The sequence below is a fragment of the Streptomyces sp. NBC_00102 genome, assembly GCF_026343115.1.
Classification (GTDB): domain Bacteria; phylum Actinomycetota; class Actinomycetes; order Streptomycetales; family Streptomycetaceae; genus Streptomyces.
Genome location: NZ_JAPEMC010000001.1, coordinates 5707051 through 5721905, shown reverse-complemented (window position 1 = coordinate 5721905; position 14855 = coordinate 5707051). Strand labels below are relative to the sequence as shown.

Below are 14855 nucleotides of genomic sequence, written 5' to 3'. Positions count from 1 at the left end.
CCCCGGGGGGGCGGCAGGTGTAATCAGGGTGGTCAGGAGGTCTGGTCGAGCTGCGCGGCCAGGCTGCGCGGCCGCATGTCGGTCCAGGTCTCGTTGATGTGGTCGACGCAGGCCGCACGGTCGGCGGGACCGAGGGTGCGGGTCCAGCCCGGGGGGATCTGGGCGAACTCGGGCCACAGGGAGTGCTGGCCCTCCTCATTGACCAGTACGAGGAAACGACCTTCGGGATCATCGAACGGATTTGCCATTTTTCAGCTCCTGGGAGATGGATACCGGCCGGCGAATCAAATGTGCGGATGCGGTCGGGACGGTCACTTCACACCGAGCGTGAGACCGTGCTCGTACGGCAGGCCAGTGATCGTCTTCACGTCGCCGAACCCGGCCCGGCGCAACCAGTCCTCGTAGTCGCCGGCCGGATAGGCCATTCCCTGGCCGCTTGCGAGGACGTTGAAGTAGAGACCGAGGCGGGCGCCGAAGATTCCGGTCGTCTCGTCGTCGGAGACGTTGTAGCCGTAGACGAACACCTTGCCGCCCTCAGGCAGGCTGGCGTACGCCTTCTTCAGCAGGCCGAGGATCTGGTCCTCGGAGAAGATCTCCAGAACGTGGCTGAAGAGGACGGCGTCGGCGCCGACCGGGAAGACGTCGTTGAAGATGTCACCGGGGTACAGCTCCACCCGGTCCGGATAGTCCGCCACGGCCTTGTCCTCGCCCAGCTTGGAGACGCTCGGCATGTCGAAGACGGTGGAGACGAGATCGGGGTGGCGGGCGACCAGGCGGGCCGAGGTGGTGCCGTCACCGCCGCCGACGTCGAGGAGGCGGCGGACGGAGGCGAACTCCTCCCTGTCCACCAGCGCGTCGACGGACTGCAGGGTGAAGGCGCTCATGGCGCGGTGGAACACCGCCTCCAGCTCCGGGTTGCGGGAGAGCCGCTGGTAGAGGGTGGGCTCGTCACCCGGGTAGCTGTCCAGGGCGAGGTTGGTGCCGGCCTTCAGGGCCTTCGTCATGTGGGCGAAGGCCGGGTAGTAGACCTCCTTCCAGCCCACGACGACGTGGCCCCAGCTGTCCTCGTCGTCCGAGGCGAGCAGAGCCCCCGCAACGTCCGAGTTGAAGTAGCGGCCGTTCTCGCGGCGCAGCAGACCCGTACTGCACACCGCCTGCAGCAGGACACGGAGTTGGTGTGCCGGCATGTCGGTGTGGACGCGGATCTCCTCGAACCCGGAGTGCGGGTGCTCCGCGAGGAATGGGAAGACGCGCAGTTCCACCGCGGTGGCGACCGCGTTGAAGAGTGCGGGCGCGTTCACCAGGAAGTGAAAACGCTCGAGTACCGGGTCACCGTCGTGCGTGCCGTACCTGTCCATGTGCTCCTGCCACTTCCCTAGGTCTGGGGTGCCCAGCGGGGGCAACACCCCGAGGCGGGAGCCAACCTAGCCAGCCTTTCCCCGCCCCGGACCACTCTTGGCAATTAGTTGCCAAGGCGTGGAACATCGTGACAACCAGCCACTAGCGTTCGAGGCAGAGAGGCTGCGCGAGCACGGGACGGAGAACGAGGAACCATGCAACTGAACAGCTATGACGAGTGGTCACCACTGAGAGAGGTCGTGGTCGGCTCGGCAAAGAACTACGTCTCTCACGAACGCGAACTCTCCTTCGACCTCTTCTTCCATGACAACCTCGCCCAGGACAACTCCTCTCGTTCCGAGTGGTACTACCCGAGGCTCTCCGCACGCCGGGACAGCGCTGCGGACCCGGGCGGTGCGCGTGTGCTCATCAAGAAGCGCTATGTCGACGAACTGGAAGAGGACCTGGAGGGAATCGCAGCGGCGTTGCGGTCCCTCTCGGTCGAAGTGCTGCGCCCGCTGGACGTGGCGGCCGACACCGGCGACGTCCGCACGCCGGCCTGGTCCGCCTCGGTGGTCCCGCCGCTGAACGTCCGCGACAACACGCTGATCCTCGGCGACGAGATCATCGAGACCCCACCGATGATCCGCTCCCGCTACTTCGAGACCCAACTCCTGAAGCCGGTTTTCCAGCACTACTTCCGTCAGGGGGCGCGCTGGACGGCGATGCCGCGGCCGATGATGACGGACGCGTCCTTCGACCTGTCGTACGCGCGCACCAGCACGGCCGGCGGTCCCACCGAGCCCATCGGCGACCCACGCCCCTCGCCCTACGACCTAGGTCTGGAGATGATGTTCGACGCGGCGCAGTGCCTGCGCCTGGGTCGGGACATCGTCGTCAACATCGCGACCGCCAACCACGCGCTGGCCGTCGACTGGCTGGAACGCCACCTGGAGGGACGGTTCCGGATCCACCGGGTGCACGGGATCAGCGACAGTCACATCGACAGCATGGTCCTCGCCCTGCGCCCGGGAACGCTGCTGGTGCGTTCGGAGAAGGTGGCCGAGCTGCTGCCGGAGCCGCTGCGACGCTGGGACCTGATCGTCCCACCGAGCCCGGAGAGCGATGACTTCCCGCGCTACGACGACGACGACCTCATCCTGACCAGCCCTTTCATCGACCTGAACGTGCTGTCGGTGAGCCCCGACACGGTTCTGGTCAACGAAGCGTGCCCGGAGATGATGCGCACCCTGGAGAAGCACGGATTCACGGTCGTGCCCGTGCGGCACCGGCACCGGCGGCTGTTCGGCGGCGGGTTCCACTGCTTCACGCTCGACACCGTCCGCGACGGCGGCCCTGAGGACTACCTCGTCTGAGACCTGCGGGTGCCGACCGGGATACGCCCCGGCCGGCACCGGTTCCATCTCAGCGGCCCTGCCACCGGGGGGCGCGCTTCTCGGCGAAGGCCACCGGGCCCTCGACGGCGTCCTTGCTGTGCATTCTCCGCTCCTCGGCCGGGTAGCGCGCCGTGAACGCCTGGTCGAGCGGCAGCGTCGAGGCTTTGACCGCCGCCTCCTTGATCGCCCGTACGGACAAGGGCGCGCAGCTCACGATGTCCGCCACCCATCCTTCTACGCAGGCGTCGAGACCCGCGGAAGGTACGACCTCATTGACGAGGCCGAGTTCGTAGGCCCGCCCGGCGGTCATCCGGCGCCCCGTCAGCAGATGACCCATCGCCGCTTTCCACGGCACCTGACGGGTCAGCCGGAACACCCCGCCCGCCCCGGCCATCAGGCCCAGCCGGGCTTCCGGCAGGGCGAAGCTCGCGTCCTCGGAGGCAACCACGATGTCACACGCAAGAGCCAGCTCGAATCCGCCGCCCAGGGCGTATCCCCGGACCTGCGCCACCACCGGCTTGACCATGTCGAACCTTTCGGTCAGTCGCGGCCAGCCCGGCTTGCCGCGACTGCCGAAGGACGAGGGAGCGGCAGTGCCCGACTGCTCGCGAGCGGCCAACTCCTTGAGGTCCTGGCCGACGGAGAAGGACCGGTCGCCGGCGCCGGAAAGAACCGCCACCCACAGATCGTCGTCCGCATCGAAATCGTCCCAGACATCGGCGAGTTCCGCGTGCATGCGCAGATTCATGGCATTCAGAACTTCGGGTCGGTCGAGGGTTATACGGGCCACGTGCCCGCTCTTCTCGTAACGCACCGTTGACAGTTGATACATGGAAATGATCCTAACGCAGGGGAGTCATTCGTGACAGTGATCGAAGTCCCACACGAAAGCGAGACCCAAAGGCTCTTCAGAGGACAGGAGTCGGCGCCACCCCGCATTATCGGAATTGGCACGGCGGTGCCCAGGACCTCCTACACACAGCAGGAGATGCTGGACGAATTCGGCATCGTCGATCCGCGCATCCGCTCCATCTTCCTGAACAGCGCCATCGAGCGTCGGGGACTGACCCTGCCGCCGCTGCTCCCGGACGGCACCCGGTCCGTGGAGACGCAGGGCGAACTCCTGAAGAAGCACGCCACGACCGGGGTCGCCATGGCCAGGGAGGCCGTCGAGGCATGCCTGACGGACGCCGGCCTCGACCTGGCGGACGTCGGCTACCTCTGTTGCGTCACCACCACCGGCCTGCTCACCCCCGGCCTCTCCGCGCTCCTCATCAAGGAACTCGGTATCGACGTGCACTGCTCGCGCCTCGATGTCGTGGGTATGGGCTGCAACGCCGGCCTCAACGCACTGACCGCCGTGGCCGGGTGGGCCAAGGCCCACCCGGGCGAGATCGCCCTGATGGTCTGCGTCGAAGCCTGCTCCGCCGCTTACGTCTTCGACGGCACCATGCGCTCGTCCGTGGTGAACAGCCTCTTCGGCGACGGCTCCGCGGCCATCGCGGTCACCTCCGATACCGGCGCCGCCGCGGTCGCCGGAGCCGGCGACCCGGCCCCCGGCCCGGCCCTGCTGAAGTTCTCCAGCTGCATCATCCCGGACGCCCTCGACGCCATGCGCTACGACTGGGACGACGACCACGGGAAGTTCAGCTTCTACCTCGACCCGGAAGTTCCCTACGTCGTCGGCGCGCACGCCGAGACCGCACTCGGAAATCTTCTCGACGGAACCGGCCTGCGCCTCTCCGACATCTCGCACTGGGTCATCCATTCGGGCGGAAAGAAGGTCATCGACTCGGTCCGCGCGAACCTTGGCCTCAGCCGCCACGACGTACGGCACACCACAGGCGTCCTGCGGGACCACGGAAACATCTCCAGTGGCTCGTTCCTCTTCTCGTACGAGCGGCTGCGCGCCGAGGGTGTTGCCCTCTCCGGAGAATTCGGCATCTTCATGACCATGGGTCCGGGCTCGACCATCGAAATGGCTTTGGTCGCCTGGTGACCCGAGAAAAAGGAAACCCCGTGAACAGCACCTTCACCGAACTGGACGCGACCCGGCCGCTCACCGAGCTGACCACCGCTCTCAACTCTCTCTGCGACGAGGCCGAGAGCGATCGCCACGCCACGACACTCGTTCTGCGGCTCACCGCTCCCGCCGCCCCCTCCGAGCCGGCCGCCTGGCCGGGAGAGGTCACCGTCTCCTCCGTCAACCGCTGGGAGAGGGCCCTGCGCCGTCTGGAGAAGCTCGACGCCACCACCGTCGTCCTTGCCCAAGGCGCCTGCGCCGGCCCGGCCGTGGAACTGCTCCTCGCCGCCGACGTCGGCATCGGCGTCCGGGGCCTGACCCTGACCCTGCCCGTCAACGACGGTCACTTCTGGCCGGGCATGGCCCTCTACCGCCTGGTGCGCCGCCTCGGCGCGCACCGGACCCGCCGACTGCTGCTGTGGGACGGCGGCATCCCTTTGGCGCGCGCCCTGGAACTGGGTCTGATCGACCGAGGTGCCGAGACCGCCGAGGAGGCCGAGGCCACCGCCCGTACGCTCACCAGCCACCTCGCCGACCGCGAAACCGCGCTGCGTCGCCAGCTCATCACTGAGGCGGAGACCACCGAGTACGACGAGGCTCTCGGCGTCCACTTGGCTGCCTGCGACCGTGAACTGCGCCGGATGCGCACCGCAGGGCGGGCCGCATGAGTGCCTCCGCCATGGCCGGTACCGCCGCGCTGCCTCTCGGGACACCGCCTGTCCCCGGCTTCAGCGGACGCCTGGAGCCGGACCGCGCCGCACTCGCCGCCCATATCACCGAAACCGAGCGGCTGCTCGCCCTGCTCCGCCCCCGGCCTCTGCGCACACCTGCGCAGCAGGAGGCTGCCGAGCGGCTACTCGGCGGCGGCCGTGCGGCCCGGAGTGCCTTCCTCGCCCTGCACGCCGAGGGCGTGTACGACGAGCTCACCGCCCGGCGCACCCGTCATCTGCGGCTTCCGGAGCTGATCCGGGCCGCGGCGGACGAATTCCCCGGCCTCGTCCCCACCGACGCCCAGATGGCGGCGGAGAACGAGTACATCCAAGCGGAGAAGGACGGGCGGGAAATCGACCAGGCCATCTTCTGCGGCGCGATCCTGCGCTCGGCCACGGCCGGTCGTCACCTGATCGAGGCGATGCTCCGGCCGACACCCCGCGCGCTGGAGTTGCTGTCCGACTACCGCGCCGAAGGCCGCGTCGAGCTCTCCAGTGTCCTCGTCGAGCGCCGCGGCCGTGCCGGCCACGTCACCTTCCGCAACGCACACTGTCTCAACGCCGAGACGAACGAGCTGATCGGCGACCTGGAGACCGCTGTCGACCTCGTCCTCATGGACGACGCCACCGCGGTCGGGGTCCTGCGCGGAGGCGAGGTGGACCACCCCCGCTACGAGGGACGGCGGGTGTTCAGCGCCGGCATCAACCTCAAGGACCTACGCCAGGGCGACATCTCGTTCGTCGACTTCCTGATGGGCCGCGAACTCGGGTACATCAACAAGATGTACCGGGGCCTGCTCAGCAGCCCCGAGGCCGCGTCCTGGGGAGAACGCGTCCAGCAGAAACCCTGGGTGGGTGCCGTCGACGCCTTCGCCATCGGGGGCGGCATGCAGTTGCTGCTCGTCCTCGACCGGGTCATCGCCGAGGAGGGCGCCTACTTCAGCCTCCCGGCCGCAGAGGAGGGCATCGTGCCTGGCCTCGGCAATCTCCGGCTGTCCCGGTTCACCGGGGCAAGGACCGCGCGCCAGGTCATCCTGGGCGGGCGCCGGATCGGCACGGCCGACCCGGAGTTCCGGCTGCTGTGCGACGAGGTGGTCGCCCCGTGCGACATGGCCGACGCCGTCGAACGGGCCGTCACCGAGCTCGCCGCGCCGGCCGTGGCCGCAAACCGCCACATGCTGGGCCTCGTCGAGGAACCCCTCGACCTCTACAGGGAGTACCTCGCCGAGTTCGCGGTCGTGCAGGTTGCCCGCTCGTACAGCGAGGATGTGCTCGCCAAGGTGGAGCGCCGCTGGCAGCGGTCCCGGGGCGGGAGCTGAGCGACCATGGTCCAGCTCCACACCGACCGGCTGCACGGGTCCGTGACGGCCCCTGTTCTCGGCTCCATCAGTTTCCTCAACGAGGTGATGAGCCGTCACCCAGGGGCGATTTCCTTCGCCCCCGGTGCCCCACACCCGGACACCCTGCCCGACGTGGACGTCCAGCGCTTCACCGACCGGTTCCTCGACCACGCCGTGGTCCGGGGCGCGAGTCCCGATCGGGCGCGCCGCCTGCTGTTCGAGTACGGCCCCGCCCGCGGCCTGATCAACGACATCGTGGCCGAGGCGCTTCGCCAGGACTACGGCATCGACGCCCCGCCGGAGTCGTACGTGATCACGGTGGGGGCCCAGGAGGCGATGCTGCTGGTTCTGCGTGCCCTGTTCCGCTCGTCGGGCGACGTGCTCGCGGTGGCCAACCCGTGCTTCGTCGGCATCACCGGCGCAGCCCGGCTGCTCGACGTCGACGTCCTGGGTGTCGACGAGACGGCGCACGGCCTCGACCTCGACGGCCTCGCGCGGTCGTGCCAGGAGGCCCGCGCGGCCGGGCGTGCCGTGCGCGCCCTGTACGTGGCACCCGACTACTCGAATCCCGGCGGCAGCCGGATGACCCTCGACTGCCGCCACCGACTGCTCGCCCTCGCCGCCCGCGAGGACCTGCTCCTCCTGGAGGACAACGCCTACGGGTTCACCGCGGCTGCCGACGACGAACTGCCCTCGCTGAAAGCGATCGACACCGAGGGTCGGGTGATCCACATCGGGACGTTCGCCAAGACGGCCTTCCCCGGTGCCCGGGTCGGCTTCGTCATCGCCGACCAGCGCGTGGACGGCGGCGATGCGCGGATTCTCGCCGACGTCCTGGCGTCGATCAAGTCGATGGTCACGGTGAACACCTCCCCGCTCTCCCAGGCGGTGATCGGAGGGATGCTTCTCGAACACGGAGGTTCGCTCGACAGGCTCAGCCGCACCAAGTCCGAGCTCTACCGGCGCAACCTCCACCTCCTGCTCGACGCACTCGACCGGGATCTGGGTTCGCCTCCTCCGGGAGTCCACTGGAACCGGCCCGACGGCGGTTTCTTCGTGCGTGTCCACCTGCCCGTCCCCGCCGACACCGACCTGTTGGAGGTGTCCGCCGCCGAGTACGGCGTGCTGTGGACCCCCATGAGGCAGTTCTTCCTCGACGGCGCCGGCGACACCCAGATCCGGCTCTCGTGCAGCTACCTCGATCCCGACGGGATCGACGAGGGCGTGCGCAGGCTCGCCGCGTTCCTGACCAAGGAGACGAGACAATGACCCTGATCGCTCCGCACCCGACCGTGCGTGTGAATCCCTTCGACCCGCCGCCGGAGCTGGCCAAGTACCGTCAGGACGAGCCCGTCCGGCGGATGCGCTACCCCGACGGCCACATCGGCTGGCTGGTGACCAGCCACGCGCTGGCCCGCAAGGTGCTCGCCGACACGCGCTTCAGCGCCCGCTCGGAGTTCAAGCGGGCCCCCGTGAACCGGCCCGGTGCCGACCCCTTCTACGGTGCTCCGGCCCTGCCGGGCTGGCTCGTCGACATGGACGCGCCCGAGCACACCCGGTTGCGTCAGCAGCTGGCGGGCAAGTTCACCGCCCGCCGTATGCGGGAGATGCGCCCCCGGATCGAGGCCATCGTCGACCACGTGCTGGCCGCGATGGCCGACCAGGGCGGCCCCGTCGACCTGGTGGCCTCCTTCGCCCTGCCGGTACCGTCGCTGGTCATCTGCGAACTTCTCGGCGTGCCCTACGAGGACCGCGCCGAGTTCCAGCGCAACAGCGAGGTCCTGTTCAGCCTCACAGCGGCAGCCGACGAGGCCTCCGAGGCCATGGACCGGCTCTATGACTTCCTGCGCCGCCTCTCTCGCGAGGGCGGCCTGGGCGACGGCCTGCTGAACCTGCTCGCGGCCGACGGAACCCTCGACGCCGAGGAGATCGCCGGCGTCGGGGTCCTGCTGCTCACCGCCGGACACGAGTCGACGTCCAGCTCGCTCGCCCTGAGCACGCTGGCCCTGCTTGCCCACCCCGAGCAGCTCGCGGTCTTCCGGGACGATCCGTCGATCACGGACAACGCGGTCGAGGAGCTCCTGCGCCACCTCTCCGTCTTCCACTTCGGCGTGCCCCGCACGCCGACTGAGGACCTGGAGTTCGAGGGCCACCTGATGAAGGCCGGCGAGTCGGTGACCGTGTCCATCCCGTCGGCCAACCGGGACGCCGGCTGGTTCACCGACCCCGACCGTCTCGACTTCACCCGGAAGACCTCCGGACACATGGCATTCGGCTACGGCATCCACCAGTGTCTCGGCCAGAACCTCGTCCGCATGGAGATGCGGACGGCCTTGCCCGCGCTCTTCCGTCGCTTCCCCGGGCTCGCTCTCGCCGTGCCGCCCGAGGAGATCCCCTTCGCCTCCGACATGAGCGTCTACGGCGTGCACCGTCTGCCCGTCACCTGGTAGGGATCCCGACCCATGCACCTCACGATCGAACCTGACGCCTGTGTCGGTTCCGGGCAGTGCGCCCTCGCCGTACCCGAGATCTTCGACCAGGACGAGGAGGACGGCACGGTCGTACTCCTCGACGAACGTCCCGAACCCGACCTGCGCGACGCCGTACGGGAGGCCGCCGGGCTCTGCCCGGTCCAGGCGATCCTCACCGGTACTGACGACCGCTGACGCGCCTCCGACACACCCCGAAGGAATCCTTCCATGCGCCTGAACAGCCACGACGAATGGACCTCACTCAAAGAGGTCATCGTCGGCTCCGCCACCAACTACGCCGCCCGCGTCCGTGATCTGTCCTTCGACATGTTCATCAGCGACAATCTCACCGGCGCCCGCGGCTACTACCCGTCCATCCGCACCTCCCGGGACGGCGGGAGCACCGAATCCCCGGAGCGGATCGCCTTCCGCCAGCGCCTCGCCGACGAACTCGTCGAGGACGTCGAGGGCATGGCCGCCACCCTGGCGTCGCTCGGCGTCAAGGTTCTGCGGCCCCTGGAGCCGGAGTCCGTGGACCGCGGGGTGACCACTCCGGCCTGGTCCGCACCGGTCACCCCGCCGCTGAACGTCCGGGACAACACCCTGATCGTCGGCGACGAAATCATCGAGACCCCGCCGATGCTGCGAGCCCGCTACTTCGAGACGAAGTTCCTGGCACCCGTCTTCCAGGACTACTTCCTCCAGGGCGCCCGCTGGACGACGATGCCGCGCCCCATGCTGACGGACAACTCCTTCGACCCTGGCAACATCGCCCACGCGGCACCGAACATCGAGGTCCCGCTGGAGCCGCGGCCCTCCCCGTACGATGTCGGTCTCGAAATGCTCATCGACGGCGCCAACGCCCTGCGGTTCGGCCGCGACCTGATCGTCAACGTCTCCAACGCCAACCACGCGCTGGCGGTTGACTGGCTGGAGCGCCACCTCAAGGGCCGCGTCCGGGTCCACCGCATGGAGAGACTCACACAGAGCCACATCGACAGCGTCATCGTCGCACTCCGCCCCGGCCTGCTCCTGCTGCGTTCGGAAGGCGTACGGGACTACCTGCCCGAGGCGCTGCGGAAGTGGGACACGATCATCGCGCCCACTCCGGCCCTGGAGGACTACCCGCAGTACGAGAACGGCGACCCGATCCCGCCCAGCCCGTACATCGACCTGAACCTGCTGTCCGTCGACGAGCAGACAGTCATGGTCAACGACGCGTGCAAGACGCTGATCAGGACGCTGGAAGCGCACAAGTTCGATGTCGTGCCCGTGCGCCATCGCCACCGCCGGCTCTTCGGCGGCGGCTTCCACTGCTTCACCCTCGACACGGTCCGCGCCGGAGGCGCCGAGGACTACCTGGGCTGACCGGATCCTCTCCGATCCGGACAATACGAAAGGACGCCGCATGACCACCGCCCTGCCCGCACCTGTCGCTGCCACCGTGGGCCTGACCCTGACCGATACCGAGCGCCACGAGGTCGAGGCGCTGGCTCGTCTGCTCTCCGGGACCGCGCCCGGTCTCGTGGACGAAAGCCGGTGGCGGGAAGCCGCCCGCGCACTGGCCTGCCGACTTCCCCTCCGGATACGCGAGGAGATCCGCCACTACCGACACGACCCGGGCCCGGACGGCCTGCTCGTCCTGCGCAACCTGCCCATGGACGAGGCATGGCTTCCGGAGACTCCGGCGGTGGCGGGATCCGTCGAACGGCAGGCCACGCTGCCGGCTTCCGTGGTAGCCCTGATCAGCCATGAGCTGGGCGAGGTGACGGCCTACCAGGCGGAGAAGTCCGGTGCCCTCGTGCAGAACGTGGTACCGATTCCCGGCATGGAGGGGTCGCAGAGCAACGCGGGTTCCACCCTGCTCGAACTCCACGTGGAGAACGCGTTCCACCCGCACCGACCGGACTTCGTAGGACTGTTCTGCCTGCGCGAGCATCACGACGGCGACGCCGGCACCTTCGTCGCCTCGATCCGCCGGGCCGTGGCCCTGCTCCCCGAAGCGGTGCGCCGCGCCCTTGAGGCACCCCGCTTCGTGACGCAGCCGCCGCCCTCCTTCCAGTCGGGCGAGGCCCCCTGCCACCCCGTCCTGGGTGGCGACCGGCAGGACCCGAACGTCCAGGTGGACTTCCACGCGACGGCGGCACTGGACCCGGAGGCGGCGGACGCCCTGGAGTCGCTGCGCACGGCGTTCCTGGAGGTCGCGGCCCTGCTGATGCTACGGCCCGGCGAACTGGCCTTCGTGGACAACCGGGTGGCTGTGCACGGCCGTACGTCGTTCCGGCCGCGCTACGACGGCCGGGACCGCTGGCTGCACCGCACCTTCGTCCATCTGGACAACCGGCGGAGCGCCGGGTACCGACCGGGCGGCGGCGCGATCCTGCTCTGACGGTGCGGCCCCGGCGGTGTGACCGCCGGGGCCGCACCGTCAGCCTTCGGCCAGCTTCAGGGCTTCGGCGAGGGCGCGCCAGACCTCGGCGGACAACTCAACGTTGACGGACATCTGCGCTTCCTTCGCGATGCGCTCCAGGTCGGCCACGGCCGTGGCGTGGTCGCCCCTGATGATCTCGATCTGGTTGCGCAGCACGTCCAGTCGCAGCTGGTCGCGGGAGCCGAGTCCTTCAGGGCTGGCGTCGAGCCGATCGCTCAGCACGCGGGCGTCGTCGAACCGGCCTTCGTGGAACGCGAGCTGGCACCGCAGAAGGAGCAGCTCTGTCTGGTGGACGGGCATGCCGACAAGCGTGGTGACGGCCTCGGCCTCGTCGAGTCGGAGGCGGGCCTCAGAGGTGTCGCGGGGATCCAGACGCAGGTACATGGACGCGGCCGCGAGGCGCATGCGCATCCACAGCACCGGGTCCTCACTGCCGGGCAGGACTGCCAGCGCGCGCTTCATCGTCGCGACGGCAGCCGAGTGGTCGCCCTGGCGTCCGCAGACGATCGACGCCGTCCACAGCGCCTCGGCCTGTAGGCGCAGCGGGAGTTCGGCGGAGTCGTCCGAGAGGGTGCCGACCACGCGGTCGGCATCCGCCCGGGCCTGGGCGAGGTGGCCCTCCTCGGCCGCGATGGAGATGAGGGTGAGCAGCGCTTCCACGACGTCGCTGTGCGGCAGGTCGTGCGTCTCGGCGAGGGCGAGTCCCTCCTCCGCGTGCGCGCGTGCCCCGGCGGTGTCGCCCGAGGCACGCAGTCGCCTGGCGAGCCTGACCCGGGAGCGGGCGCGCAGCTCGGACAGGCCGGTGCGGTCGCCGAGTGCGGTCATCTCGTGGAGGACCGCGAGTTCCTCCGTGACCTTCCCCTGCGTCTGGTAGCAGCGTGCGAGTGCCCACTGCGCCTGCCAGCGCAGCACGGCGTCGTCGTCCTCCTCCTGTTCCTGCAGGAGGGCTTCCTCCAGCACGGCGGCCATGGCAGGAAGCTCGCCGACCGTCATGACGGTGGCGAGCGCCCGGGCCAGCGAACTGCCCGCGGTGGTGCCGAACGAGGCCGGCGTCACCTTGAGCTTCTCGCAGAGGTAGGTCACCACTCTCGCGGTGGGAGGGCGGGCGCCTGATTCCAGCCGGGACAGATATGCAGGAGAGATCTCTGTTCCGGCCAGTTGCACCTGCGAGAAGCCATGCGCGATGCGTAGCGCTCGGAGTCGACGTCCGAACATGGGCTGCTGAAGGATCTGGTCCCCTCCATAAGACATGGCAGACAGTTTGCAGCCGATGGCAGCAACTTACAAATTCGGTAGGTGTCTTGTCACGTCTTTGACTTCGCCTGGGGCGATGGCGCGGCTACGGCCAGTCGATCTCGTCGGTGACGATCGAAGTCTGCGTCTCACTCGAAGCCTGCGGAGTCGAGTGGTTCGCACCCGACTGTCCGACACTGACGGACGCCAGCGCCAGGGCAGTGATCAGTCCGATGAGAGCGGTCATCTTGGCAAGCTGCTTCTTCATGGTCCCCCCACGGGATACGAGAGCCCCGGCCGCCTCTACGGCGAGAGCCCGGAGTCGTTCAACTGCGCCCACCTAAGCATGGACGATCAGCTGTGACAATGTTTGGCAATCAATTGACAAGCCTTGCGGTTGATCCTTAATGTCCGCGGCATGGACATCGGCAAGAATCCCGGCACGACCGCGGCCGTCCTGTACGCCGACGGACCCGCGGAACCTGGGAACGGACCGCCCTGGCCGGTGGCGCGCGGGCTCATCCCCGAACGGGGCCCAAGACGCACCCTTGCTGTCGCGTTCTTCGTCAACATGATCGGCGCGGGCCTCTACATGACGGGAGCCGCCCTCTTCTTCACACGCTCGGTCGGGCTGTCCGTGGCCCAGGTGGGCCTCGGCATGGGGGCAGCTTCCATGATCGGACTGTTCGCCGGCATACCGGTCGGGCGTCTCGCCGACATGCGCGGAGCACGGGAGACGTACCTCGTCACCCTGGCCGCGCAGGCCGCAGGAATGACGGGACTGTTGTTCGTCCACAGTTTCTGGCTGTTCACGGTGACGCTCTGCGCGATCCAGCTCGCCAACTCAGCCAGTGCCGCGGCGCGCGGTCCTCTCGTCCGAGGCTTCGCCGGGCGGCATTCCACCGCGTATCGCTCGTATCTGCGTGCGGCCGGCAACCTGGCGGGAAGCTTCGGTGCCCTGGCAGCCGGTGTCGTGGTGCAGCTCGACACCCGCGCCGCCTACGCGTCCCTGGTCCTCGGCAACGCCCTCACCTTCTTGGCCTGCGCGGCCGTGATCAGCCGACTTCCGCGCCTCGCCCCCGTGCAGGCGCCCGCGGTGGCCGGTCGTTGGTCAGCGCTGAAGGACCGACCGTTCATGGCGGTGATCCTGCTCGACGGGATCATGGCGATCCAGGGCCAGGTGCTGGTCTTCGCTCTACCGCTGTGGATTGTCGGACACAGCGACGCGCCCCGCTGGCTCGTGGGTGTGAGCGCGGTACTCAACACTCTGATGGTGGTGGCCCTCCAGGTCAGGGCCGCTCGGGACGTCGACTCCAGCACCACGGCTGCCCGGGCCGTACGTCGCTCCGGGCCTGCCTTTCTCGTGGGCATGACTGCCATAGCCGTCACGGGCGGCCTGCCCGCGATACCAGCTGCCGTACTGATCCTCGTCGGTGTTGCCATGCACACGATCGGTGAACTCTGGCACGAGGCGGGCTCGCTGGAACTGAGCTTCGCGCTGGCCCCCGAGCACGCACAGGGGCAGTACTCCGGACTCTCCGGCATGGGCCACTCCCTGGCGAACTCCCTGGCCCCTTCCCTGCTCGGCCTTTTCTGCGTCACCTGGGGAGCTCCCGGCTGGATCGCCGCGGGCGGCGTCTTCGTTGCAGTAGGACTCGTGATGCCGTACGCCGTACGGTGGGCCGAGCGGACCCGAGAGGGAGATACCCGATGACGGACCCGATCAGTCCGGCTGAGGCTGGTGAACAGGCTGACCGCGCACCTGGATTCCGCGACCTCCTCTGCTGCCCTGTCTGCGTGGCACTTCTCGCCAGAGGACACCACCGGGCTTGCCCCCCGCATCGATCCCTGGTGCCAGCTGCGCAGGAGCCCCCGGAGTAACCGGGATCTCAGCGATTTCGGTGCCCGCCGG

15 protein-coding genes are annotated in these 14855 nt (G+C 68.7%); 10 read left to right on the top strand and 5 right to left on the bottom strand.

Going from position 1 to position 14855, the window contains the following annotated elements; genetic code table 11:
• Positions 1–32: 32 nt before the first annotated feature.
• Both OHA55_RS25465 and OHA55_RS25460 read right to left on the bottom strand, forming a co-directional pair.
• A complete protein-coding gene (locus OHA55_RS25465) occupies positions 33–248 on the bottom strand; it encodes an MbtH family protein (RefSeq protein ID WP_266709978.1) in 216 nt (71 codons plus the stop codon).
• Positions 249–311: 63 nt separating this feature from the next.
• Positions 312–1358, bottom strand: coding sequence for a methyltransferase (locus OHA55_RS25460; RefSeq protein ID WP_266709977.1), 1047 nt, complete (start codon positions 1356–1358; stop codon positions 312–314).
• A gap of 195 nt (positions 1359–1553) precedes the next feature.
• On the opposite strand from OHA55_RS25460, the gene OHA55_RS25455 reads away from it, so the two are divergent.
• Complete coding sequence (locus OHA55_RS25455; RefSeq protein WP_266709976.1) at positions 1554–2714, top strand: glycine amidinotransferase; 1161 nt, start codon at positions 1554–1556, stop codon at positions 2712–2714.
• A gap of 49 nt (positions 2715–2763) precedes the next feature.
• On the opposite strand, the gene dpgD is transcribed toward OHA55_RS25455, so the two are convergent.
• On the bottom strand, positions 2764–3567 hold the full coding sequence (gene dpgD / locus OHA55_RS25450) for an enoyl-CoA-hydratase DpgD (protein WP_266709975.1): 804 nt from the start codon (positions 3565–3567) through the stop codon (positions 2764–2766).
• 105 nt (positions 3568–3672) lie between these two features.
• Between dpgD and dpgA the strand changes: the two genes are divergently transcribed.
• The 8 genes from dpgA to OHA55_RS25410 are packed head-to-tail and all read left to right on the top strand — an operon-like array spanning position 3673 to position 11668.
• On the top strand, positions 3673–4734 hold the full coding sequence (gene dpgA, locus OHA55_RS25445; protein WP_266711137.1) for a 3,5-dihydroxyphenylacetyl-CoA synthase DpgA: 1062 nt from the start codon (positions 3673–3675) through the stop codon (positions 4732–4734).
• 20 nt (positions 4735–4754) lie between these two features.
• Positions 4755–5426: an enoyl-CoA-hydratase DpgB gene (dpgB, locus tag OHA55_RS25440; RefSeq protein WP_266709974.1), complete on the top strand. Its 672-nt coding sequence runs from the start codon at positions 4755–4757 to the stop codon at positions 5424–5426.
• The gene (dpgC, locus tag OHA55_RS25435) at positions 5423–6787 is read left to right on the top strand and encodes a (3,5-dihydroxyphenyl)acetyl-CoA 1,2-dioxygenase DpgC (RefSeq protein WP_266709973.1); all 1365 of its coding nucleotides are present in this window, start codon (positions 5423–5425) and stop codon (positions 6785–6787) included. Before dpgB ends, dpgC begins: the two co-directional genes overlap by 4 nt.
• A 6-nt stretch (positions 6788–6793) precedes the next feature.
• On the top strand, positions 6794–8077 hold the full coding sequence (locus OHA55_RS25430) for a PLP-dependent aminotransferase family protein (protein ID WP_266709972.1): 1284 nt from the start codon (positions 6794–6796) through the stop codon (positions 8075–8077).
• Positions 8074–9258, top strand: a complete 1185-nt coding sequence (locus OHA55_RS25425; RefSeq protein WP_266709971.1) for a cytochrome P450 — start codon at positions 8074–8076, stop codon at positions 9256–9258. Before OHA55_RS25430 ends, OHA55_RS25425 begins: the two co-directional genes overlap by 4 nt.
• A 12-nt stretch (positions 9259–9270) precedes the next feature.
• Positions 9271–9474, top strand: a complete 204-nt coding sequence (locus OHA55_RS25420; RefSeq protein ID WP_266709970.1) for a ferredoxin — start codon at positions 9271–9273, stop codon at positions 9472–9474.
• 33 nt (positions 9475–9507) lie between these two features.
• Complete coding sequence (locus OHA55_RS25415; protein WP_266709969.1) at positions 9508–10647, top strand: glycine amidinotransferase; 1140 nt, start codon at positions 9508–9510, stop codon at positions 10645–10647.
• 40 nt (positions 10648–10687) lie between these two features.
• Positions 10688–11668: a TauD/TfdA family dioxygenase gene (locus OHA55_RS25410; RefSeq protein WP_266709968.1), complete on the top strand. Its 981-nt coding sequence runs from the start codon at positions 10688–10690 to the stop codon at positions 11666–11668.
• Positions 11669–11707: 39 nt separating this feature from the next.
• Here OHA55_RS25410 and OHA55_RS25405 read toward each other — a convergent pair whose 3' ends face one another.
• Together OHA55_RS25405 and OHA55_RS25400 are read right to left on the bottom strand one after the other, a co-directional pair.
• The gene (locus OHA55_RS25405; protein ID WP_266711135.1) at positions 11708–12925 is read right to left on the bottom strand and encodes a helix-turn-helix domain-containing protein; all 1218 of its coding nucleotides are present in this window, start codon (positions 12923–12925) and stop codon (positions 11708–11710) included.
• Between the two features lie 124 nt (positions 12926–13049).
• On the bottom strand, positions 13050–13211 hold the full coding sequence (locus OHA55_RS25400; RefSeq protein ID WP_266709967.1) for a hypothetical protein: 162 nt from the start codon (positions 13209–13211) through the stop codon (positions 13050–13052).
• A gap of 150 nt (positions 13212–13361) precedes the next feature.
• On the opposite strand from OHA55_RS25400, the gene OHA55_RS25395 reads away from it, so the two are divergent.
• Positions 13362–14657, top strand: coding sequence for an MFS transporter (locus OHA55_RS25395; protein WP_266709966.1), 1296 nt, complete (start codon positions 13362–13364; stop codon positions 14655–14657).
• Positions 14658–14855: the final 198 nt, after the last annotated feature.

Bases quoted from the DNA above. Each gene is read 5' to 3' on its own strand.
- OHA55_RS25405 (WP_266711135.1), bottom strand. From the start codon at position 12,925: ATGTTCGGACGTCGACTCCGAGCGCTACGCATCGCGCATGGCTTCTCG.
- OHA55_RS25430 (WP_266709972.1), top strand. From the start codon at position 6,794: ATGGTCCAGCTCCACACCGACCGGCTGCACGGGTCCGTGACGGCCCCT.
- OHA55_RS25395 (WP_266709966.1), top strand. From the start codon at position 13,362: ATGGACATCGGCAAGAATCCCGGCACGACCGCGGCCGTCCTGTACGCC.
- OHA55_RS25400 (WP_266709967.1), bottom strand. From the start codon at position 13,211: ATGAAGAAGCAGCTTGCCAAGATGACCGCTCTCATCGGACTGATCACT.
- dpgD (WP_266709975.1), bottom strand. From the start codon at position 3,567: ATGTATCAACTGTCAACGGTGCGTTACGAGAAGAGCGGGCACGTGGCC.
- OHA55_RS25465 (WP_266709978.1), bottom strand. From the start codon at position 248: ATGGCAAATCCGTTCGATGATCCCGAAGGTCGTTTCCTCGTACTGGTC.
- OHA55_RS25425 (WP_266709971.1), top strand. From the start codon at position 8,074: ATGACCCTGATCGCTCCGCACCCGACCGTGCGTGTGAATCCCTTCGAC.
- OHA55_RS25460 (WP_266709977.1), bottom strand. From the start codon at position 1,358: ATGGACAGGTACGGCACGCACGACGGTGACCCGGTACTCGAGCGTTTT.
- OHA55_RS25410 (WP_266709968.1), top strand. From the start codon at position 10,688: ATGACCACCGCCCTGCCCGCACCTGTCGCTGCCACCGTGGGCCTGACC.
- OHA55_RS25420 (WP_266709970.1), top strand. From the start codon at position 9,271: ATGCACCTCACGATCGAACCTGACGCCTGTGTCGGTTCCGGGCAGTGC.
- OHA55_RS25415 (WP_266709969.1), top strand. From the start codon at position 9,508: ATGCGCCTGAACAGCCACGACGAATGGACCTCACTCAAAGAGGTCATC.
- OHA55_RS25455 (WP_266709976.1), top strand. From the start codon at position 1,554: ATGCAACTGAACAGCTATGACGAGTGGTCACCACTGAGAGAGGTCGTG.
- dpgC (WP_266709973.1), top strand. From the start codon at position 5,423: ATGAGTGCCTCCGCCATGGCCGGTACCGCCGCGCTGCCTCTCGGGACA.